This window comes from Pseudarthrobacter sp. NPDC058196 (assembly GCF_042882685.1).
In the GTDB taxonomy this organism is placed as follows: Bacteria; Actinomycetota; Actinomycetes; order Actinomycetales; family Micrococcaceae; genus Arthrobacter.
This window is the reverse complement of sequence record NZ_JBHVVN010000008.1, coordinates 42,498-63,797: the sequence shown is the minus strand read 5'-3', so window position 1 is coordinate 63,797 and position 21,300 is coordinate 42,498. Positions and strand designations below refer to the sequence as shown.

Below are 21,300 nucleotides of genomic sequence, written 5' to 3'. Positions count from 1 at the left end.
ACCAGCCGGGGACAGGGTAACGTTTTTTCCATGGCTGATTCTTCCGCGCACATCCCTGCCCTCGGTACCCTCCTGACCGCCATGGTCACGCCGTTTACCAAGGACGGCGCAGTGGATTACGACCAAGCGGCTGCGCTGGCCAGCAAACTGGTCGACGACGGCTGTGACGGGCTGGTGGTCACCGGCACCACCGGTGAGACCTCCACCCTGACGGACGAAGAGAACCTCGGCATGTTCCGCGCAGTGAAGGACGCCGTGGGTGGCCGCGCCGCGATCATCGCCGGTACCGGCACCAACGACACCGCGCACTCGGTCCACCTTTCCAAGCAGGCGGCAGCCCTCGGCGTCGACGGCCTCCTCCTGGTGACCCCTTACTACAACAAGCCCAGCCAGGCAGGGGTCCGGGCCCACTTCGAAACCGTTGCCTCCGCCGTGGACGTTCCCGTCATGCTTTACGACATTCCGGGCCGGTCCTCCATCGCGATCGAGCCCGACACCATGATCCGGCTGGCCCAGCACCCCAACATTGTGGCCGTCAAGGACGCCAAGGCGGACCTCGTTGCGGCAACCCGCGTCATGGCGGAAACCGACCTCCTGTTCTACTCCGGCGACGACGGTCTGATCCTTCCCTGGATGGCGCTGGGCGCCGTCGGCCTGGTGGGCGTCACCACGCACGTGGCCACCCGCCGCTTCCGCGAACTCATCGACGCCGTCAATGCCAACGACCTCGGCACCGCCCGGAAGATCAACATCGAGCTCCAGCCGGTGGTCCGGGCAACCATGACCCGCGTCCAGGGGGCCGTGGCGGCCAAGCAGATTCTTAAATGGCAGGGAGTCCTGCCCAACTCGATTGTCCGTTTGCCCCTCGTGGAGCCGGACGAAACCGAGATCGAAACCATCCGCGGGGATTTGGCGGAAGCGGGGCTGGTCTTCTCCTGAGGCTAAGACCGGCACCCTTCCGCCTGGAAAGTAGTGCATTATGACCCAAACTGCCCTTACCGGCCTTGTCACCCCTCCGCGCCTGCCCCAGGGGACGCTCCGGATCGTTCCGCTTGGCGGGCTGGGGGAGATCGGCCGGAACATGGCCGTGTTCGAAATCGACGGCAAGCTGCTGATCGTGGACTGCGGTGTCCTCTTCCCTGAGGAAACCCAGCCCGGCGTCGACCTGATCCTGCCTGACTTCTCCTACATCGAGGACCGGCTGGACGACGTCGTGGCCGTCATCCTCACGCACGGCCACGAGGACCACATCGGCGCTGTGCCGTACCTGCTGCGGCTGCGCAACGACATCCCCCTGGTGGGATCGCAGCTGACCCTCGCCCTGATCGAGGCCAAGCTGCAGGAGCACCGCATCCGGCCCTACACGCTGACCGTGGAGGAGGGCCAAGTGGAGAAGTTCGGCCCCTTCGAATGCGAGTTCGTGGCCGTCAACCACTCCATCCCGGACGCCCTGGCCGTCTTCCTCCGCACCGCGGGCGGAACCGTCCTGCACACCGGCGACTTCAAGATGGACCAGCTGCCGCTGGACGGCCGGATCACCGACCTCCGGCACTTCGCCAAGCTGGGCGAGGAGGGCGTGGACCTCTTCATGTCCGACTCCACCAACGCCGACGTGCCCGGATTCACCACGGCCGAGAAGGAAATCGGCCCCACCCTGGAGCGCCTCTTCGGCCAGGCCACCAAGCGCATCATCGTGGCGTCTTTCTCTTCCCACGTCCACCGCGTGCAGCAAGTCCTCGACGCAGCGGCCAAGCACAACCGCAAGGTGGCCTTCGTGGGCCGGTCCATGGTCCGCAACATGGCCATCGCGGAAAAGCTTGGCTACCTGGACGTTCCCGCCGGGCTCATCGTCGACATCAAGAACATCGACAACCTGCCGGACAACCGCGTGGTGCTGATGTCCACCGGTTCCCAGGGCGAGCCCATGGCCGCCCTGTCCAGGATGGCCAACGGCGACCACCGTGTGGTGGTGGGCGACGGCGACACCGTCATCCTGGCCTCCAGCCTCATCCCCGGCAACGAGAATGCCGTGTTCCGCATCATCAACGGCCTCCTGAAGCTCGGTGCCGACGTCATCCACAAGGGCAACGCGAAGGTCCACGTCTCCGGCCACGCAGCCGCAGGTGAGCTCCTGTACTGCTACAACATCCTTGAGCCCTTGAACGCCATGCCCGTGCACGGCGAAACCCGGCACCTCATTGCCAACGGCAAGATCGCCATCGAGTCCGGCGTGCCCGAGGCGAGCGTCATCCTTGCCGACAACGGGACGGTCATCGACCTCCGCGACCACCAGGCAGACATCGTGGGCCAGGTCGAGGTGGGCTTCGTCTACGTTGACGGCTCCAGCGTGGGCGAGATCACCGACGCCGACCTGAAGGACCGCCGCATCCTGGGTGATGAAGGGTTCATCTCCATCATCACGGTCATCCACCGCGCCACCGGCAAGGTGGTATCCGGTCCGGAGATCCACGCCCGCGGCGTCGCCGAGGACGATTCCGTCTTTGACGACATCATCCCCAAGATCAACGCGGCCCTGGAGGAAGCAGTCCAGAACAATGCCGACCACACCAGCCACCAGCTCCAGCAGGTGGTGCGCCGCGTCGTGGGCACCTGGGTCAACCGCAAGCTGCGCCGCAAGCCCATGATCATCCCCGTGGTCCTCGAAGCCTGAGTGCACCAGCGCAGCCGTCTGCGCGACTGACCTGCGCGGACAACTTTCCTGCAGATCCGAAAAGGCCCGGTTCCTGGTGGACCGGGCCTTTTCGCGCGTCCTGCCAGGTGCGTCCGGGAGCCCCGGCGGGCGGCCCGGCAGCCCCGATATCCCCGGAATCACAGCATGCTTCCGGTACCGTGGCTACTATGGCCACACGTACTACTTCCGCGCCCAAAGGTACCGGCAGGGGCACTTCCGGCAGCAAAGCCGGCAGCTCCACAGGCCGCGGAACCGGCTCCACCGCCGGCAAAACCGGGCGCGGCGGCTCAACCAGCACCGCACGCACCCGCCAGCTTCCCGCCGTCGAACACCACCAGCCCTGGCTCCTGCGCGTGGTGGGCGGGGCGTGGCTCGGAGTCGGGCACCTCGTGGGCGGGGGAGTACGCCGGATCGGCCATGACGTCAGCGACCTCCCCGCCGAGGAACGCCGCGACGGTGCCGCGCTGTTCAACCTGGCCCTGGGTGTGTTCATTGCCACGTTCGCCTGGTGGGGCCTGACGGGCTGGTTCCCGGACGCCGTCTACGCCGTGGTCAACGGAACCTTCGGCTGGCTCTCCCTGCTGCTTCCGCTCATGCTCTTCGTCTGCGCGTTCCGCCTGTTCAGGCGCCCATCGGACGGCCGGGGTAACAACCGGGTGGGCATCGGCTTCCTCATTATGACCTTCGCCGGCTGCGGGCTGGCCCATATCCTCGGGGGCCAGCCCACGGTCGCCGATGGCTTCGACGGCCTCCGCAAAGCCGGCGGCATGCTCGGATTCCTGGCCGCCACCCCCTTGGCCGCCATCCATCCCGCCGTACCGGTGGCGCTCTACGGGCTGCTGGCTTTCGTTTCGCTGTTGATCATCACGGCCACCCCGTTCACCGCCATCCCGCGGCGGCTCCGAGGCGCCTACGAGCACCTCATGGGCATCGACCTGATGGACCAGGAACCTGGCGACATCCACGACCGCAGCTACCTCGAACGGACAGCCCCCGCGGCGCCCAAAAAGAAGAAGCGCAGGCTGTTCGGCAAGGACCAGGAGTCCGACGCCGGCCTGGAAGGCTACGTGGGCGACGAAGCCTTCGAACATGCGGTCATCGACGACGACGAGCCGGAGCCCGCGCGGCCCGCACCGGGCGTCCGGCGCCCCACCCAGGCGGAGATCGCCGTCGAAAAAATCAAGGCGGCGCAGGGCCTGGGCGCCGGCGCGGCGCCTCCGGCCGAGAATGCCACCGAAGCCATCCCGCTGGTCATTCCCGGCGCCGCGGCTCCCGGGAAACCGGGCGCCGCACCCACGGTGCCCTCGAACCCTGTAGCGCCAGCTCCGCCACCGGTGCCCATCCCGCAGCGGACCGAGCAACTCTCCCTCGCCGGGGACGTCACCTACACGCTCCCTGCCTCGGACTACCTGACTCCAGGGTCCATCCCGAAGGAACGCACCGAGGCCAATGACGCCGTCGTCGCCGCCCTGACCGACACCCTGACGCAGTTCAACGTCGATGCCACCGTGACCGGCTTCAGCCGCGGCCCCACCGTCACCCGGTACGAGATCGAGCTCTCGCCCGGCACCAAGGTGGAACGCGTCACCGCGCTGTCCAAGAACATCTCCTATGCCGTGGCGTCCAGCGACGTGCGGATCCTCAGCCCCATCCCGGGCAAGTCCGCGATCGGCATCGAGATCCCCAACACGGACCGCGAGACGGTCTCCCTGGGCGATGTGCTCCGCAGCCAGAACGCCCGCCGCACGGACCACCCGATGGTCATGGGCGTCGGCAAGGACGTCGAGGGCGGCTACGTAGTGGCCAACCTCGCCAAGATGCCGCACCTGCTCGTGGCCGGCGCCACCGGTGCCGGTAAGTCCTCGTTCGTGAACTCAATGATCACTTCCATCCTGATGCGCGCCACCCCGGACGAAGTCCGCATGGTCATGGTGGACCCGAAGCGCGTGGAGCTGACCGCCTACGAGGGCGTCCCGCACCTCATCACGCCGATCATCACCAATCCGAAGAAGGCCGCCGAGGCTCTGCAGTGGGTGGTCCGCGAGATGGACGCCCGCTACGACGACCTCGCCAACTACGGCTTCAAGCACATTGACGACTTCAACAAGGCCGTCCGCGCCGGCAAGGTCCACCCTCCGGTGGACTCCAAGCGCGTCATCCGCCCGTACCCGTACCTGCTGGTGATCGTGGACGAGCTCGCGGACCTCATGATGGTGGCCCCGCGCGATGTCGAAGACTCCATTGTCCGCATCACCCAGCTGGCCCGTGCCGCCGGCATCCACCTGGTCCTGGCCACCCAGCGCCCCTCCGTGGACGTAGTGACCGGCCTCATCAAGGCCAACGTGCCTTCCCGCATGGCCTTCGCCACGTCCTCCGTTACCGACTCCCGCGTGGTCCTGGACCAACCGGGCGCCGAAAAACTGATCGGCCAGGGCGACGCGCTGTTCCTGCCCATGGGCGCTTCCAAAGCGATGCGCGTCCAGGGCGCCTGGGTCACCGAGTCGGAGATCCACAAGGTGGTGGAGCACGTCAAGGGACAGCTCCAGGCCGTCTACCGTGATGACGTTGCCCCAGAGGCGGAAAAGAAGCAGATCGACGACGACATCGGAGACGACCTGGAGGTGCTGCTGCAGGCCACGGAACTGGTGGTCACCACGCAGTTCGGCTCCACCTCGATGCTGCAGCGAAAGCTCCGCGTCGGCTTCGCCAAGGCCGGCCGGCTCATGGACCTCCTCGAATCCAGGGGAGTGGTGGGCCCCTCCGAAGGCTCCAAGGCCCGCGACGTCCTGGTCAAGCCGGACGACCTCGCCGCGGTGCTGGCAGCGATGAAGGGCCAGGAAGCACCCGCTGTCGCGGACTCGCAAACTGCAGCCCTGAGCGAGAACGCCAACGCCAACATCGCCCAGGGCGGCTACGCTGAGGACCTGGTGGCCGCCGACCTCGACAAAAGAAAGCAGAACGTCGAGTACTACGACGGCTCCGATTCCGCCCCCGGCGGGTACGGCGCTGACGACGACGGCTCCGAGGACGCCTGGTCGCTCACCGGACGGTAGGGGCCAGGCCGGCGTTGCGGCAGCCCCGGGAAGGTAGCCTAGGAACGTGACTAGCACCGATGCCACCGCCGCCGGCCCCCGCCGTGCCGGGGTCTGGAACCTTCCCAATGTCCTGACCATGATCCGCATCGCGCTGGTCCCGTTCTTCGTGTGGTTCCTCGTGGCGGATGCCCCCGGCCTGCACAGCACCTCGGGACCGTGGCGCTGGGCCGCGGTGGCGGCGTTCGCCGTCGCCATCTACACGGACAAGCTCGACGGCGACATCGCCAGGAGCCGGAACCTTGTCACCGATTTCGGCAAGATCGCCGACCCCATCGCTGACAAGCTGCTCATCGGATCCGCCCTGGTGATGCTTTCCCTGCTGGGTGAACTGCCGTGGTGGGCAACGCTGGTGATCCTGGTCCGGGAATGGGGGATCACGGCCCTGCGCTTCTTCGTCATCCGCTATGGAGTCATTCCCGCTTCCCGCGGCGGCAAGCTCAAGACCGTCGTGCAGACCGCAGCGATCTTCCTGTATTTGCTGCCCTTCGGGGCCTTTGCGCCGTGGCTGGTGTGGGTGGCTTTCGCCGTCATGATGGCGGCGGTCGCGATCACCGTGTGGACAGGCGTCGAGTATGTCATCGAAGCCCTGCGCCTCCGCGCGAAGGGACGGCGGGCAGCAACGGCGAAAGGACAGGAACCGTGAGCAACCTCCACCAACTTGCCGGCCAAGCCGTGCGGCAGGCACTGGACGCCGGACTGACCGTTGCCACCGCAGAGTCCCTGACCGCCGGAATGGTCTCCGCCGTGCTCGCCGATACGCCCGGCGCCTCCGGCATGCTCCAGGGCGGCGTCGTGGCCTACCAGAACTCGGTCAAGGAAGGCGTGCTCCAGGTCCCTGCCGAGCTCCTGGCCCGCGTTGGCTCCGTCGACCCGGACGTCGCACGCGCCATGGCGGCAGGAGCCCGCGATGTCCTCGGCGCGCACCTCGGGGTTTCCACCACCGGAGTGGCCGGCCCTGAGGCGCACGACGGCAAACCTGTCGGGCGGGTCTATGTGGGGATCGCCACCGCCTCCGGTACCGAGGCATTTGAATACTCCTTCACGGGCAGCAGGCCCGACATCCGCGCCGAGGCGTGTGCGGCGGCCCTTGAAAGGCTCCTCGAGGCTCTCTCCGCCTGACGCTTGCCCGCTTAAGTTACCGCACGTAAAGTTGCCGGGAACAAAAGCCGGTACCGATTAGTTATTACATTGTGTCGCTTCCGGAGAGCGGAGGCGCCTAGGATGAAACGACCAGACGGTCCGCCTTTCGGCGGACCTGACCAATGAGGGAGCAAGGCGATACAGATGGTAAAGCAGCCCGTATCCGTAAACGGCGTTGTCCGCTGGAAGGATGTGGGCCTCGCCGAACAGGCTAAGAGCGAACAGAAGGAGCGCAAGATGGTGGTACTTCGTCACGAAATCGGTGATGTGCTGCGCGATGTCCGCCAGCGTCAGGGGCGCACGCTCCGTGAAGTTTCGCACAGCGCCCGCGTTTCCCTGGGGTACCTCAGCGAAGTGGAGCGCGGCCAGAAGGAAGCCTCGTCAGAGCTCCTGTCCTCAATTTGCTCCGCCCTGGACGTACCGTTGTCCAGCATGCTGCGCGAGGTCAGCGACCGGGTGGCGGTAGCCGAGGGCGTTGCAGTTCCGGACACCGTTCCGCAGGAATTCTCCCAGCGTTACGGCCGTGACCTGGAACGCGACCTCAACGCTGAACTGAACGACGAACTCTCCACAGGCCTTCTCTCCGGCGCCCGTTAGGGGCAGCCCCCACCCGTTGGTGGGCCGTGGAACAAGGAAGCCCCCGGCATGGCCGGGGGCTTCCTTGCGCCAGGGGCTATTGCTCCTGTGCCGGAGCAGCGCCCGGTGCTTCCTTGGGGAACCCGTCGGGCTCGTAGGTGGAATTCAGTTTGGCCATGTAGCGGGCCAGTTCCTGCAGGTCCTCCACCGGCCATTCCCGCAGCCGTTCCTGGAAGACCTGGCGCCGGGCGTCCTGGACCTGGTGCATCTTTTCCTCCCCTTTGGGCGTGAGTCGAATGGACTGCGCCCGCCGGTCCAGCGGATCGGCTTCCTTGGAAACCAGCCCCAGGCCTTCGAGGAACGCGATCTGGCGGCTGACGGAGGGCTTGCCCACCCCGATGTTCATGGCCAGTTCGGTCAGCCGGATGGGCCCCTCCCGGCGGATCACCGTCAACAGTCCGTACGCGGCAGGCTCCATGTCAGGGTGCACTTCCCGTGAAAGCTGGTTCGAGATGGCCCGGGCCCGCCGCCAAAAAAGACTGATCTGGTGCTCGACGTTCTGCAGGGCCGTGTCGGCGGCAGCCTCGGTTGCGACATCAGCCGGCGTGCCATCGGGGGAGTTGCTCATGGCAACAATTCTAGGGTCCCCGATCATGAGAGGATTTACCGATGCGAATCAGCGACTACTGGCGGCTCATGGACGACGAGTTCGGTGCGGGCTACTCCCGCGTGCTGAGCAGTACCCTGGTCCTGTCCGGGGTTGGCGGGCGTACCGCCGACCAGGCACTGGCTGCCGGGGTGGAGCCGCGCAAGGTATGGCTTGCACTCTGCGACCTCCAGGACGTGCCGGCTGAGCGCCGGCTCGGCCGGGACATAGCCCCCCGCCGCGACTGATTCCTGCGGGCCTGGCCCGTCCGCCGGCTGGCGGGGCCTGTCCCACCGACCGGTCCGGGAACCGTTGCCGGACACGCCGCGGGACCTTCCTCTTCGAATACCTGTTCGGATAACGCTATGCTTTTTCTATTGGGTTTATCCACATAGCCGATGTCCTGAGGCCGGATTGTCAGTGGGTCCCCTTAGCGTCAGAGATGACCAATAAGACGGCCGCGCAGGCCACCATCGAGAAAGCATTAGAGGTGTCAACCATGGCGGCAGCCCCGGATCGTGCAAAAGCGCTGGAAGCAGCACTTGCCCAGATTGACAAGCAGTTCGGCAAGGGCTCGGTGATGCGCCTGGGCGACGAAGTCCGTGCCCCCATCGAAGTCATTCCCACCGGGTCCATCGCCCTGGACGTCGCCCTCGGCATTGGCGGGCTGCCCCGTGGCCGTGTGGTGGAGATCTACGGGCCGGAATCGTCCGGTAAGACCACCGTGGCACTGCACGCCGTGGCCAACGCCCAGCGGCTGGGCGGCATCGCGGCCTTCATCGACGCCGAGCATGCCCTGGACCCGGACTACGCCGCAAAGCTCGGCGTGGATACGGACGCCCTGCTGGTCTCGCAGCCGGACACCGGTGAACAGGCCCTGGAAATCATGGACATGCTGGTGGGCTCCGGCTCGCTGGACATCGTCGTCATCGACTCCGTGGCCGCACTGGTTCCGCGCGCTGAAATCGAAGGCGACATGGGCGACAGCCACGTCGGCCTCCAGGCACGGCTCATGAGCCAGGCACTGCGTAAAATCACCGGCCGCCTGAGCCAGACCAAGACCACCGCCATCTTCATCAACCAGCTCCGTGAAAAGATCGGTGTGTTCTTCGGTTCCCCCGAAACCACCACCGGTGGTAAGGCGCTGAAGTTCTACGCGTCGGTCCGCATCGACGTCCGGCGCATCCAGACCCTGAAGGAAGGCGCTGATTCGGTCGGCAACCGGACCAAGGCCAAGATCGTGAAGAACAAGATGGCTCCGCCCTTCAAGGTGGCCGAGTTCGACATCATCTACGGCCAGGGCATCTCCCGCGAAGGCGGCATCATCGACATGGGCGTCGAGCACGGCATCATCAAGAAGTCAGGCTCCTGGTTCACGTACGACGGCGACCAGCTGGGCCAGGGCATGGAGAACTCGCGCCGGTTCCTCCGCGACAACCCCGAGCTTGCCGCCGAACTGGAGCGCCTCATCAAGGAGAAACTCGGTGTGGGCGTGAAGCCGGCGGAGGACGAGTCCAAGGACACGCCCAAGCTCAAAGCCGTCGACGGGTTTTAGCCCTTGACCTGGTCTCCCGAGGCGAAGCCTCCTGAAGCCCGGTCACCCGAATCCGGTTCCCGGCGGCGCCGCTCCGCCAACCCCGCCAGTGGGGCAACGGAGCGGTCTGCCGTGCCCGAAGACCCCATGGCCGAGGACGCCGAACCGGATCCTGCCGGGGTGGCCAAAGCCATCGTGTACAGGCAACTGACGGCCTCGCCGAAGAGCCGGCTGCAGCTTGCCCGGAAACTGGCCGAACGGAACATCCCGGAACACGTGGCAGAGGAAGTCCTGGACAAATTCCAGGAAGTCCGCCTGATCGATGACGCCGAATTTGCCGACATGTGGGTCAGGAGTCGATCCCAGTCCCGCAAGCTCGCCAGGGGTGCCCTCCGGCGCGAGCTGTCGGAGAAGGGCATCGACCCCGACACCGCCGCCGCGGCCCTGGAGCAAGTGACGGACGCCGACGAGGAAGCGGCCGCCAGGTCCTTGGTGGAGCGCAAGTTGCGGCCCGGAACAAGCCTGTCGGACCCGGCCGAACGGGATAAAGCAGTGCGCCGGCTGGCGTCCATGCTGGCGCGAAAGGGCTACCAGCCCGCGCATGCGTTCAGGATCGTCAATGAGGTGCTCGGTTCCGTCCAGGATCCCGACGGTGACCCGCTCCAGAGCCGGTACCCTTAACTGGTGAGTTTGACCATTCCTTCCCCCCATTCCGGCACCACCCCTTCCCCTGAACCCGGGACGGGTCCGCAGCCCGGAGCCCGGCCGCGTACCTACCAGGTTCGGACGTTCGGGTGCCAGATGAACGTCCACGACTCGGAGCGGATGGCGGGCCTTCTTGAGGACGCAGGGTACGTTCCCGCGGAAGGCGAGCACGCCGACGTCGTGGTGTTCAACACCTGCGCGGTGCGCGAGAACGCTGACAACAAGCTCTACGGAAACCTCGGTATCCTGGCGCCCGTCAAGGCGGCGAACCCCGGGATGCAGATCGCGGTGGGCGGATGCCTGGCCCAGAAGGACCGGGAAACCATCCTCAAGAAGGCGCCATGGGTGGACGCCGTCTTTGGCACCCACAACGTTGGTGCGCTTCCGGCCCTGCTCGACCGGGCCCGGCATAACGACGAAGCACAGCTGGAGATCCTGGAGTCCTTGGACGTGTTCCCGTCCACGTTGCCTACCAAGCGCGACTCCGTGTACTCCGGCTGGGTGTCCATCTCCGTCGGCTGCAACAACACCTGCACGTTCTGCATCGTGCCGGCCCTGCGGGGCAAGGAAAAGGACCGCCGGCCCGGCGAGATCCTCGCTGAAATCCAGGCCCTCGTGGACGACGGCGCCATCGAAGTCACGTTGCTTGGCCAGAACGTCAACTCCTACGGGGTGGAATTCGGCGACCGCCAGGCCTTCTCCAAGCTCCTCCGCGCCTGCGGCGAAATCGAAGGACTGGAACGGGTACGTTTCACCAGCCCCCATCCGGCGGCATTTACCGATGACGTCATCGAGGCCATGGCGGAAACACCCAATGTCATGCCCCAGCTGCACATGCCGCTGCAGTCCGGCTCGGACAGCATCCTGAAGGCCATGAAGCGGTCCTACCGGTCCACCAAGTTCCTCGGCATCCTGGACAAGGTCCGGGACAGGATCCCGGACGCCGCCATCTCCACCGACATCATCGTCGGCTTCCCCGGCGAGACAGAAGAGGACTTCCAGGCCACGCTCGACGTCGTCGAGAAGTCGCGCTTTGCCACCGCCTTCACCTTCCAGTACTCCAAGCGTCCAGGGACACCTGCCGCGGACCTGCCGGACCAACTGCCCAAGGCCGTGGTCCAGGAAAGGTTCGAACGGCTCACCGCGCTGCAGGACAGGATCGCCGCGGAGGAAAACCGGAAGCAGCTCGGCCGCCGGCTGGAGGTCATGGTCACCGCGCAGTCGGGCCGCAAGTCCGAGGAGACGCACCGGCTCTCCGGCCGGTCCAGGGACCAGAGGCTGGTACATTTCTCGGTCCCTGAAGGCGCGCCGGCCCCCAGGCCGGGCGACCTCGTGACCGTCACCATCACCGAAGCCGCTGCCTTCCACCTGGTGGCTGACCCCACCCCCGAGGAGTACAGCCTGCGCAGGTCGCGCGCCGGTGACGCCTGGGACCGGTCGCAGGCGGATTCCTGCGGCGCGCCGGTGCCGGGGAGCGGGGCTGGACAAAAGGGTGTCTCGCTGGGCATGCCTTCGCTGCCGCTGCGCACCCGCTGACCGGTGGTCGCCCCGCCCGTCATCGCCGTCGTCGGTCCCACCGGCTCCGGCAAATCGGATCTTGCCGTCAACCTTGCCCTGGAACTGGACGGCGAGGTCATCAATGCCGACGCCATGCAGTTCTATCGGGGCATGGACATCGGCACCGCGAAGATCTCCGTCGCCGAGCGCAAGGGCGTGCCACACCACCTCCTGGACATCATGGACGTCACGCAGGAGGCGAGCGTCTCCACGTTCCAGGAGCAGGCCCGCAACGTGATAGCGGCTGTCCATGCCCGCGGCAAGAGGGCCATCCTCGCCGGCGGCTCGGGGCTCTACGTACGGGCCGCCCTGGACGTACTGGAGTTTCCCGGCACGGACGCATCGTTGCGCGCGCGGCTTGAAGCCGAACACGCGGAACGCGGGACGGCAGAACTCCTGGCAAGGCTCCGCTCCGTGGATCCTGTGTCCGCGGAGCGGCTCTCTGATGCCCGGCGGATCATCCGCGCCCTGGAAGTCCACGAACTCACCGGACGGCCTTTCAGCTCCTTCATGCCCCGCCGGGAGTACAACCAGCCGGCCGTCCAGGTGGGACTGGACGTGGACCGTGATGTCCTGCGGGAGCGCCTGGCAGCCAGGGTGCACCGGATGGTGGACGCCGGGCTGCTGGCAGAAGTCGGGACGCTTGACGCCCAAGGCCTGCGGACCGGGAAGACAGCCTCCCGGGCCCTCGGCTATTCACAGTTCCTGCGGGTCCTCGACGGCGCCTCAACCGTGGCGGACGCTGCGGAGGAAACCATTGTTGCCACCCGGCATTTTGCCCGCCGCCAGCTCACATGGTTCCGCGCCGACCCCCGCATCAAGTGGCTGGACTGGCAGGATCCGGAACTAGCCGGCAAGGCTGCGCTGCTCTGCAGGTAACCGCGGTTTCAGCGGCGGCGGCATCCGCCGCTACGCTTGGGACCATGAATGCTACCCCCGCCGAAACGTCCGGATCCGCCCTTCGTGCCATGGGCGGCCTCCGCTTTTCCAAGGGGCACGGCACGGGCAACGACTTCGTCCTGGTGGCCGATCCCGAGGGCACCAACGCCTTTGACGCGCACCAGGCTGCGGCCCTGTGCGACCGGCACCAAGGAATCGGCGCCGACGGGCTGATCAGGGCCGTGCCCTCCCGTTTCCTGCCCGAAGGCCGGGACTTGCTGGTGGACACGCCCGCCGCGGAATGGTTCATGGATTACCGCAACGCGGACGGTTCGCTGTCCGAAATGTGCGGGAACGGCGTCCGTGTGTTCGTCCACTTCCTGCGCTCCGAGGGGCTGATCGACCTGCCCGAGGGCGGTTCACTGGCCATCGGGACGCGGGGCGGGGTCAAGACAGTGGTCCGCACCGGGAACGACTACGCGGTGGATATGGGCCCCTGGGAGTTCATTTTCCCCGGGGAAGCCAGTGCCAAGGCCATGGATTCCCTGGTCGCCGCCGACGGGCTGGAAGTTCCCCGGCCGGCCTTGTCCGTGAGCATGGGCAACCCGCACACCGTGGTGGCCCTCGCCGAGCTCTCCGAACTTGCCGGCACCCGCCTTTTCACAGCGCCGAAAGTCGACCCCGTCCCGGCAAACGGAACCAACGTGGAGTTCGTCGTTCCGGCGGAACCCCTCGTGCATGACGGCGTCGGATCGGTGACCATGCGGGTGCATGAGCGCGGTGTGGGGGAGACCCAGTCCTGCGGCACGGGCGCCTGCGCGGCCGCCGTCGCCATCCGGCACTGGGCGGGTGCCGAGGCTCCCGACGTCTGGCGCGTCCAGGTTCCCGGAGGGGTTGTCGGCGTTAAGTTCTTCGCCGGACCCGGCGGCCACGAGCATGTGGAGCTCAGCGGCCCGGCGGTCATTGTGGCGAGCGGGACGCTTTCCTGACCTTCAGGATCCGGAAGGACTTGGCGGTCGATTCGCGCGTTACGGTGAAGGAGCTGTCCAGCTCGGCCGCCAACCAGCGCTGCAGGGAGTCCGAGCCCAGGTTCTTTTGCACCACCAGCCACGCCGTCCCGCCCTCAGTCAGGCGCGGGAGCCACAGCTTCAGCAGGGCATGCAGTTCGTCCTTGCCGATCCTGATGGGCGGATTGGACCAAATGGTGTCGAAACGCACGTCGGCGTCCACGGCCTCCGGCGTGCTGGCAACGACATTGGACAGGCCAAGAGCCTCGGCGTTCTCGTTCGTCAGGGTGATGCACCGTTCGTTGACATCTACAGCGTAGACCCTTGACTGGGGCGCCAGCAGCGCCATGGTGAGGGCCACCGGTCCCCAGCCGCAACCAATGTCCAGCAGGTTGCCGTGAGGGTGCGGGGCGGGAACCTCCGCCAGGAGTACCGCCGTGCCCTTGTCGATCCCGTCCGGGCTGAAAATTCCCGAGGAGGTCTGGAGCCTGCGCGTTCCGCCGGCCAGTTCGACGGTGAGGGGCTTGCGGGTAAAGGGCCCGGCGGGGGACGTGCTGAAATAGTGAGCGGACTCCATAACTGGCCAGAGTAGTTCCCCCTGCAGCGTAATGGGAAACTGTGCACGCACCCCTCTGTTAGGCTAGTGGGCATGTTCTTGATCTTCGAGTAGCCGGTACGGTCCCGACCGTACCCGCAGCTGCCCCCCCAGGGGGCAGCCCGTCCCGCAACGACGCAGGTTTCCAATGCCTTCCGTTTGTGCACCGGACCGGACCGTTCCGTCCAGGCCCGGCCGCCGGACAAAACTCGAACGTCAGCCTTCCGCTGCGCTTCGCGCCATTCTCCGGCCCCGCCAGCCCAGCCGCCCAGTCCGACGCGGCATCCCGGCCCCGGCATCGCAGCCGGCGGCCCCACCATCAGGAGTACTGCATGACCGCAGGCCGTCAGCCCAGCGCGAATACTTCCCACCTTCCAGCCAATCGGCACTATTCTGGAAATGCCGAATCTTCAAAGGAGACCATGACCAGCCAGCCAAATACCGGGTCCGATCCAGCCGCCCAGGACATGAGTCCCGAGGAAATCCAGGCTGTCATCGACCGGATCCTCGCCAAGGACGTACCGGCCCGGAATGTCAGCACCCCCCGCGGCGACGGCACCGGAGCTGGAAAAGCCGTGTTCGGCAAGGCCCAGGCCATATCCCGCCTCGACGAAGAACATTCGACGTACGACGGCGACCAGCAGGACCTCGAGGAGCGGCGGGCCCTGCGCCGCAGGGCAGGGTTGTCCACCGAACTCGAAGACGTCACCGAGGTCGAATACCGCCAACTCCGCCTCGAGCGCGTGGTCCTGGCAGGGCTCTGGTCCGACGGAACCCTGGCCGACGCCGAAAACTCGCTTCGCGAGCTCGCCGCCCTCGCCGAGACAGCCGGCTCGGAGGTGCTCGACGGGCTGGTACAGCGGAGGGCCAAGCCGGATCCCGGAACGTTCCTGGGCTCGGGCAAGGCGCTCGAACTGAAGGACATCGTCATGTCCACCGGTGCGGACACCGTGGTGGTGGACGCCGAACTCGCACCCTCGCAGCGTCGTGGCCTCGAAGACATCGTCAAGGTCAAGGTGATCGACCGTACGGCCCTGATCCTGGACATCTTCGCCCAGCACGCCAAGAGCCGCGAGGGCAAGGCCCAAGTGGAGCTGGCGCAGCTGGAATACCTGCTTCCCCGCCTGCGCGGCTGGGGCGAATCAATGTCCCGCCAGGCAGGTGGCCAGGTGGGTGGCGCCGCCGCCGGCATGGGCTCGCGCGGCCCCGGTGAAACCAAGATTGAACTTGACCGGCGCCGGATCCGTACCCGCATGGCCAAGCTCCGGCGCGAGATCGCCGCGATGAAGCCGGCACGGGAAACCAAGCGGGCCAACCGCCGTCGTAACGAGGTCCCGTCGGTGGCTATCGCCGGGTATACCAACGCCGGGAAGTCCTCCCTGCTCAACCGGCTCACCGACGCCGGCGTCCTGGTGGAAAACGCCTTGTTCGCCACCCTGGATCCCACCGTCCGCAAGGCGGAAACCGCTGACGGCCTGGGCTACACGCTGGCCGATACCGTGGGCTTCGTCCGCTCGCTGCCCACCCAGCTGGTGGAGGCCTTCCGCTCCACCTTGGAAGAGGTAGCCGATTCGGACCTGATCCTGCACGTGGTGGACGTCTCGCACCCCGATCCCGAGGGCCAGATCGCCGCGGTCCGGAAGGTCTTCAGCGAAGTTGACGCCCGCAAGGTGCCCGAGATCATCGTGCTGAACAAGGCCGATGCCGCTGATCCCTTCGTGATTGAGCGGCTGAAGCAGCGCGAACCACGCCACGTGGTGGTCTCAGCCCGGACGGGCGAGGGTATTGCCGAGCTGCTGAAGGCCATCAGTGACGCCATCCCGAGGCCCAGCGTGAAGCTTGAACTGCTCATCCCGTACGACCGGGGCGACCTGCTCAGCAAGCTGCACGAATCCGACGCCGAAATCATCAACCTCGACCACGTTGAGGAAGGTACCAGGGCCGTGGTGATGGTCCGCGAGGGCCTGGCATCCGAGCTGGAACCATTTGCCCTCAATGACTGACCTCGCGGCCGGGGAAGCTGCGCAGACGGCCGGCGAGCAGTTCGTCCTGGAACTGCTCGACCGCGCCGTCGCCGGCATGGGCGGACAAAGCCGCACCGGACAACACGAAATGGCCCGCCAGGTGGCCCGGGCCATCAGCACAGGCAACCATCTCCTGGTCCAGGCCGGCACCGGTACCGGAAAGTCGCTGGCCTACCTGGTACCGCTCATTGCCCACGCCCTGGAAAGCAATAAGCCCGCACTGGTGTCTACGGCCACGCTGGCCCTGCAGACCCAGATCGTGGGCAGGGACCTGCCCCGGCTCCTGAAGAACATCACCCCGGCCTTGGAGCGGCCCGTCAAAGTGGCCTTGGTCAAGGGGCGGTCCAACTACGTCTGCCGCCACAAGGTGGAAGGCGGGTTCCCTTCCGAGGAACCTTCGGAGGGCCAGCTGTTCTCCCTGGGCGAGGACACCAGCGTGCCGCACTTCGCCGCCTCTGTGGGCGGTGCTGCCTCCCAGCTGGGCAGGGAAGTGGTGCGGCTGCGGGAGTGGGCCGAAAAAACGGCCACCGGCGACCGTGACGAGCTCCTGCCCGGCGTGACCGACCGTGCATGGCGGCAAGTGTCCGTGACCTCCATGGAATGCCTGGGAGCCCAAAAATGCCCCATGGCTGCTGAGTGCTTCAGTGAACTGGCCCGGCAGGACGCCGCCGAGGCAGACGTCGTGGTGACCAACCACGCCATGCTCGCCGTCAGCGCCTTCGAGGGGCTCGCCGTGCTGCCCGAGTATGACGTCGTGGTGGTGGACGAGGCACACGAATTGCAGGACCGCGTCACGGGCGCGGTGTCCGGGCAGCTGTCCGTCGCCATGGTGCACGCCGCCGCATCAGGTGCCCGCAAGCACACGGCCATCACCGTTGACGCCCTGAACGCCGCAGCCGCCAACCTTGAGCTGGCCCTCACCGGGGCGCCGAACGGCCTGCTGCCCAACGGCCTGAACGACGAACAGCTGGACTGCGTGGACCAGCTGCGCGAGGCCTGCCGCGCGGCACTGTCCGATTCCAAGGGGGACAGCAACACCACAGCCGACGGCGGGCGGCAACTCGCCCGATCCCGCCTCATGCTGATCCTGGAACTGTGCGAACGGCTGCTGGCCGCCCGGGAGAACCGCGAAGTGGTCTGGTTCTCCCGCGCCAGCACCTTCGACCCCGGCCAGGGCTACTCCCAGCCTGACGAGAATGCGCCGGTCCTGGTCAACATCGCCCCGCTGTCCGTTGCCGGGCGGCTCAGGGAAGGGCTCTTCGCCGGCCACACTGTTGTGCTGACCTCTGCCACCCTGGCCATCGGGTCCGCGTTCGAACCGGCAGCGGGCGGACTGGGGCTGATAGGCGACGGAGCTCCCAGCTGGACGGGCGTGGACGTCGGCTCACCATTCGACTACCCCAGACAGGGCATCCTCTACGTGGCGGGCCACTTGCCCAAACCCGGCCGGGGTGTTTCGCCGGAAGCTCTTGAGGAGCTTGAGGCGCTCATCAAAGCATCCGGTGGCGGTGCCCTCTGCCTCTTTTCCTCGCGCCGCGCCGCGGAGGAAGCCGCCGACGCCCTGCGGCCCAAGCTCGACATGACCGTGCTCTGCCAGGGCGAGTCAACCATGACCGCCCTGGTCAAGCAGTTCGCCGACGAACCGGACACCTGCCTCTTCGGGACCATGTCCCTGTGGCAGGGGGTGGACGTTCCAGGCGGGTCCTGCCGGCTCGTGGTGATCGACCGCATTCCCTTCCCCAGGCCGGACGATCCCCTCATGACAGCACGGTCACGGGCCGTGGCCCAGGCCGGCGGCAACGGATTCATGTCCGTTTCGGCTACCCACGCGGCCATCCGGCTGGCCCAGGGCGCCGGGCGGCTCATCCGGTCAACAGGCGACAAAGGGGTGGTGGCGGTGCTGGATTCGCGCCTGGCAACCGAGCGCTACGCGGGCTTCCTGCGGGCCGCTCTGCCGCCATTCTGGTCCACCACGGACCGCAGCAAGGCGCTGGCCGCACTCACCAGGCTCGGCGCGGAGGCCTCAGGATAGGGGCCTGCCGCGGCCGGGGTGACACGCGGTGTCAGAGGGACCGCAGCACCGAAACCACTTTGCCCATGATGGTCGCGTGGTCGCCCAGGATGGGTTCGTACTGCGTGTTCTGCGGAAGCAGCCAGGTGTGGCCGTCCCGCTGGCGGAAGGTCTTGACGGTTGCTTCGTCATCGAGCAGGGCAGCGACGATGTCACCGTTGACGGCGTCCGCCTGGCGGCGCACCACTACCCAGTCTCCGTCGCAGATGGCGGCGTCCACCATGGAGTCTCCGGCCACCTTGAGCATGAACAGCTCACCCTGGCCCACAAGTTGGCGGGGGAGCGGCATGACATCTTCAACGAGCTGCTCGGCGAGGATGGGACCGCCGGCGGCAATCCGGCCAACGAGCGGAACCATGGCGGTGTCCAGCGCCGTGGGCAGTTCCGTTACGGTGGCGCCGGGCGCCTGCGGCGCTGACGCGGCAATCGGCTTCCCGACGCCGCTATCGAGCGTGAGGGGCATGAGCACCTCCATGGCCCGCGGCCGCTTCGGGTCGCGCCGGAGGTAGCCCAGCTTCTCCAGCTGCGACAGCTGATGGGTCACGCTGGACAAGCTCGCCAGGCCCACCGTATCGCCGATCTCGCGCATCGAGGGCGGGTAGCCGTTGTCATTGACGGACCGCTGGATGGTCTCGAGGATCTTCTTCTGCCGCGGGGTAAGCCCCTTCGGAGTCCTCTTTGGTTGCGGGGCCGTCCTGCCCCCGGCGGCTGCTGCTGCCATGTTCGCCAATGCCTTTCGCTTGCCGCCGGATCTTCCGCCTTGCGCCGTTCCCCGGCGCTGCGTGAAGGGTCACCGCTGTCATTGTCAGACCCTGCTGTTCAACTTCAGTGGTGGTTGTTCTTGGTTTCCAAGCTAGGCCAGCCACATTGCTTTTTCAAACATTTGTTCTAGCGAGTCTCGACATTGTTCGTTGATAGGTGCTAAAACTTAGTAAGCAAAGTTCGAATATGTGTTCTAACCATTGCATGGCCTGTTCGAAGACCTGGCCGGAAACGATCGACATTCCGGCAGGGCAGTTAGGACGGCAGCGGCGGACACCCGGGCAGCACGGCAGGTCCAGGAGGGCTCAGTTCATGTCAGCTTTAACTCTTTCCCACGTTTCCCGTCCGAAATACCTCGTCGGGGAGCGCCACACGTCCGTCAACCGGCGGATCAGTGCCGGACCTGCGCCATCACCGGCGCCGCTTCGGTTGACCCGGCGGGGCCGGATCGTCCTTGTGGGAGTGCCGCTGATTCTCCTCGCGGTTCTGCTGCTCTCACTGGCGGGACTCTTCCACTCCCCGGCCAAGGCCTCCGACTCCGCCGCGGACCTCGCCGTGACACCCACGGTGACGGTCACCGTCCAACCAGGCCAGTCCCTGTGGTCCATCGCCGGTGCCGTGGCTCCGAACCGGGATGCACGCGACGTCGTGGCGGACATTGTCCAGCTCAACAACCTGTCTGCCGGTGCCGTCCTGCCCGGGCAGCAGCTCTTCGTCCCCAGCCACTGAGCTGCCCTTGGGTGGTCGCCGCGGAGCGGCGGCCGGGCGACCGCCGCCGGGCGCCCCTCGGAGGCTTCCGTCAGTTCCTCGTCCAGGCCGTGTCCGAGGGGGCCTAAGGTGTCACATTTTCCGGTAGTTGCCACGGCAACTAAACTGTTCAGGTGAACGACCAGCTAGAACGCCTGAACCGGCTACCCCTCCGCAGCAACCTTCGCGGGCTGACTCCCTACGGGGCGCCCCAACTGGACGTCCCCATTCTCCTGAACGTCAACGAGAACACGCATGGTGTCCCCGCGGACGTGCGGGCCGCAATCAGCGCGGCCGTGACGGAGGCGGCCGCGGGCCTCAACCGCTACCCGGACCGGGAGTTCACCGATCTCCGCAAGGCCCTGGCGGAATACCTTGGCCACGGCCTTGACGAAACCAACCTGTGGGCCGCCAACGGCTCCAACGAGGTCCTGCAGCAAATCCTCCAGGCTTTCGGCGGCCCGGGCCGCACCGCCCTGGGCTTCCCGCCCACTTACTCCATGTACCCGCTGCTGGCGAGCGGCACGGACACCGAGTACATCACCGGTGTCCGGGCGGAAGGCTACGACCTCAGCGCAGAATCCGCTGCCCGCCAGGTCAGGGAGCTGCAGCCAAACATCGTGTTCCTCTGTTCACCAAATAATCCCACCGGCACCGGCCTGGGGCTGGATGTCGTCGAGGCTGTCTACGAGGCCGGTGTTCCAAGCCAGACCATCGTCATCGTGGACGAGGCGTACCACGAGTTCGCCCACGACGGCACCCCGAGCGCACTGACGCTGCTGCCCGGCAGGGAGCGGCTGATCGTCTCCCGCACCATGAGCAAGGCTTTCGCCCTTGCCGGGGCCCGCCTTGGCTACATGGCCGCGGCACCGGAGGTCACCGATGCCCTGCGACTGGTGCGCCTGCCCTACCACCTGTCCGCCATTACACAGGCCACCGCACTGGCGGCCCTCCAACACCGGGAAGCGCTGATGGCCGATGTGCAGGACATCAAGCAGCAGCGCGACCGCATTGTGGCTGAGCTGACCAGGATGGGCCTGAAGCCTGCGGCGTCCGACTCCAACTACGTGTTCTTCGGCGGCCTGGAGAACCCGCACCAGGTCTGGCAGGAACTGCTGGAGGCGGGCGTGCTGATCCGGGACGTGGGAATTCCCGGCCACCTGCGGGTCACAGCAGGCACTGAGGCCGAAACCACGGCTTTCCTCACGTCCCTGGAACGCATCCTTGCGGGCCACGCCGCGCTTCCCGCCTAGACTTGATACTGCGGCGC

General features: G+C 66.6%; 19 protein-coding genes. 16 read left to right on the top strand and 3 right to left on the bottom strand.

Annotated elements, in window-relative coordinates; all coding sequences use genetic code 11:
* The first annotated feature begins 30 nt into the window (after nucleotides 1-30).
* The 6 genes from dapA to ACFVVC_RS12815 all read left to right on the top strand — a co-directional run bounded on the left by dapA (nucleotide 31) and on the right by ACFVVC_RS12815 (nucleotide 7,524).
* Nucleotides 31-939, top strand: a complete 909-nt coding sequence (gene dapA, locus ACFVVC_RS12840) for a 4-hydroxy-tetrahydrodipicolinate synthase (RefSeq protein WP_387453617.1) — start codon at nucleotides 31-33, stop codon at nucleotides 937-939.
* Nucleotides 940-979: 40 nt separating this feature from the next.
* Nucleotides 980-2,671 carry a ribonuclease J gene (locus ACFVVC_RS12835; RefSeq protein ID WP_387453614.1) on the top strand — a complete coding sequence of 564 codons (1,692 nt, stop codon included), beginning with the start codon at nucleotides 980-982 and terminating at the stop codon, nucleotides 2,669-2,671.
* A gap of 188 nt (nucleotides 2,672-2,859) precedes the next feature.
* Nucleotides 2,860-5,745: a DNA translocase FtsK gene (locus ACFVVC_RS12830; protein ID WP_387453611.1), complete on the top strand. Its 2,886-nt coding sequence runs from the start codon at nucleotides 2,860-2,862 to the stop codon at nucleotides 5,743-5,745.
* Between the two features lie 46 nt (nucleotides 5,746-5,791).
* Complete coding sequence (gene pgsA, locus ACFVVC_RS12825) at nucleotides 5,792-6,430, top strand: CDP-diacylglycerol--glycerol-3-phosphate 3-phosphatidyltransferase (protein WP_387453608.1); 639 nt, start codon at nucleotides 5,792-5,794, stop codon at nucleotides 6,428-6,430.
* The gene (locus ACFVVC_RS12820; protein ID WP_387453605.1) at nucleotides 6,427-6,906 is read left to right on the top strand and encodes a CinA family protein; all 480 of its coding nucleotides are present in this window, start codon (nucleotides 6,427-6,429) and stop codon (nucleotides 6,904-6,906) included. Before pgsA ends, ACFVVC_RS12820 begins: the two co-directional genes overlap by 4 nt.
* A gap of 165 nt (nucleotides 6,907-7,071) precedes the next feature.
* Nucleotides 7,072-7,524, top strand: coding sequence for a helix-turn-helix domain-containing protein (locus tag ACFVVC_RS12815; protein WP_018763632.1), 453 nt, complete (start codon nucleotides 7,072-7,074; stop codon nucleotides 7,522-7,524).
* A 76-nt stretch (nucleotides 7,525-7,600) separates the two neighbouring features.
* Here the strand turns inward: ACFVVC_RS12815 and ACFVVC_RS12810 are convergent, their stop codons facing one another.
* Complete coding sequence (locus ACFVVC_RS12810; RefSeq protein ID WP_387453601.1) at nucleotides 7,601-8,131, bottom strand: MarR family winged helix-turn-helix transcriptional regulator; 531 nt, start codon at nucleotides 8,129-8,131, stop codon at nucleotides 7,601-7,603.
* A 41-nt stretch (nucleotides 8,132-8,172) separates the two neighbouring features.
* On the opposite strand from ACFVVC_RS12810, the gene ACFVVC_RS12805 reads away from it, so the two are divergent.
* The 6 genes from ACFVVC_RS12805 (at nucleotide 8,173) to dapF (ending at nucleotide 13,813) form a co-directional block, all read left to right on the top strand.
* The gene (locus tag ACFVVC_RS12805) at nucleotides 8,173-8,397 is read left to right on the top strand and encodes a DUF3046 domain-containing protein (protein WP_387453598.1); all 225 of its coding nucleotides are present in this window, start codon (nucleotides 8,173-8,175) and stop codon (nucleotides 8,395-8,397) included.
* Between the two features lie 251 nt (nucleotides 8,398-8,648).
* A complete protein-coding gene (recA, locus tag ACFVVC_RS12800; protein WP_026265110.1) occupies nucleotides 8,649-9,704 on the top strand; it encodes a recombinase RecA in 1,056 nt (351 codons plus the stop codon).
* Nucleotides 9,705-9,830: 126 nt separating this feature from the next.
* A complete protein-coding gene (locus ACFVVC_RS12795) occupies nucleotides 9,831-10,364 on the top strand; it encodes a regulatory protein RecX (protein WP_387454120.1) in 534 nt (177 codons plus the stop codon).
* 3 nt (nucleotides 10,365-10,367) lie between these two features.
* Nucleotides 10,368-11,924: a tRNA (N6-isopentenyl adenosine(37)-C2)-methylthiotransferase MiaB gene (gene miaB / locus ACFVVC_RS12790; protein ID WP_387453595.1), complete on the top strand. Its 1,557-nt coding sequence runs from the start codon at nucleotides 10,368-10,370 to the stop codon at nucleotides 11,922-11,924.
* Nucleotides 11,925-11,927: 3 nt separating this feature from the next.
* Complete coding sequence (gene miaA, locus ACFVVC_RS12785) at nucleotides 11,928-12,824, top strand: tRNA (adenosine(37)-N6)-dimethylallyltransferase MiaA (protein WP_387453592.1); 897 nt, start codon at nucleotides 11,928-11,930, stop codon at nucleotides 12,822-12,824.
* Between the two features lie 44 nt (nucleotides 12,825-12,868).
* Entirely contained in the window at nucleotides 12,869-13,813 is a 945-nt protein-coding gene (gene dapF / locus ACFVVC_RS12780) for a diaminopimelate epimerase (RefSeq protein ID WP_387453589.1), read from the top strand.
* Here the strand turns inward: dapF and ACFVVC_RS12775 are convergent.
* On the bottom strand, nucleotides 13,785-14,408 hold the full coding sequence (locus ACFVVC_RS12775) for a class I SAM-dependent methyltransferase (RefSeq protein ID WP_387453586.1): 624 nt from the start codon (nucleotides 14,406-14,408) through the stop codon (nucleotides 13,785-13,787). The two genes, dapF and ACFVVC_RS12775, sit on opposite strands and share 29 nt — an antisense overlap.
* Before the next feature lie 440 nt (nucleotides 14,409-14,848).
* Between ACFVVC_RS12775 and hflX the strand changes: the two genes are divergently transcribed.
* Both hflX and ACFVVC_RS12765 read left to right on the top strand, forming a co-directional pair.
* Complete coding sequence (gene hflX, locus ACFVVC_RS12770) at nucleotides 14,849-16,429, top strand: GTPase HflX (protein WP_387453583.1); 1,581 nt, start codon at nucleotides 14,849-14,851, stop codon at nucleotides 16,427-16,429.
* On the top strand, nucleotides 16,422-18,482 hold the full coding sequence (locus tag ACFVVC_RS12765; RefSeq protein WP_387453580.1) for an ATP-dependent DNA helicase: 2,061 nt from the start codon (nucleotides 16,422-16,424) through the stop codon (nucleotides 18,480-18,482). Before hflX ends, ACFVVC_RS12765 begins: the two co-directional genes overlap by 8 nt.
* Nucleotides 18,483-18,513: 31 nt before the next feature.
* On the opposite strand, the gene lexA is transcribed toward ACFVVC_RS12765, so the two are convergent.
* Complete coding sequence (gene lexA / locus ACFVVC_RS12760) at nucleotides 18,514-19,242, bottom strand: transcriptional repressor LexA (protein ID WP_387453577.1); 729 nt, start codon at nucleotides 19,240-19,242, stop codon at nucleotides 18,514-18,516.
* Nucleotides 19,243-19,595: 353 nt separating this feature from the next.
* Here lexA and ACFVVC_RS12755 point away from each other — a divergent pair, with 353 nt between their 5' ends.
* The gene (locus tag ACFVVC_RS12755; RefSeq protein WP_387453574.1) at nucleotides 19,596-20,012 is read left to right on the top strand and encodes a LysM peptidoglycan-binding domain-containing protein; all 417 of its coding nucleotides are present in this window, start codon (nucleotides 19,596-19,598) and stop codon (nucleotides 20,010-20,012) included.
* Between the two features lie 152 nt (nucleotides 20,013-20,164).
* Entirely contained in the window at nucleotides 20,165-21,283 is a 1,119-nt protein-coding gene (locus tag ACFVVC_RS12750) for a histidinol-phosphate transaminase (RefSeq protein ID WP_387453571.1), read from the top strand.
* Nucleotides 21,284-21,300 lie beyond the last annotated feature (17 nt).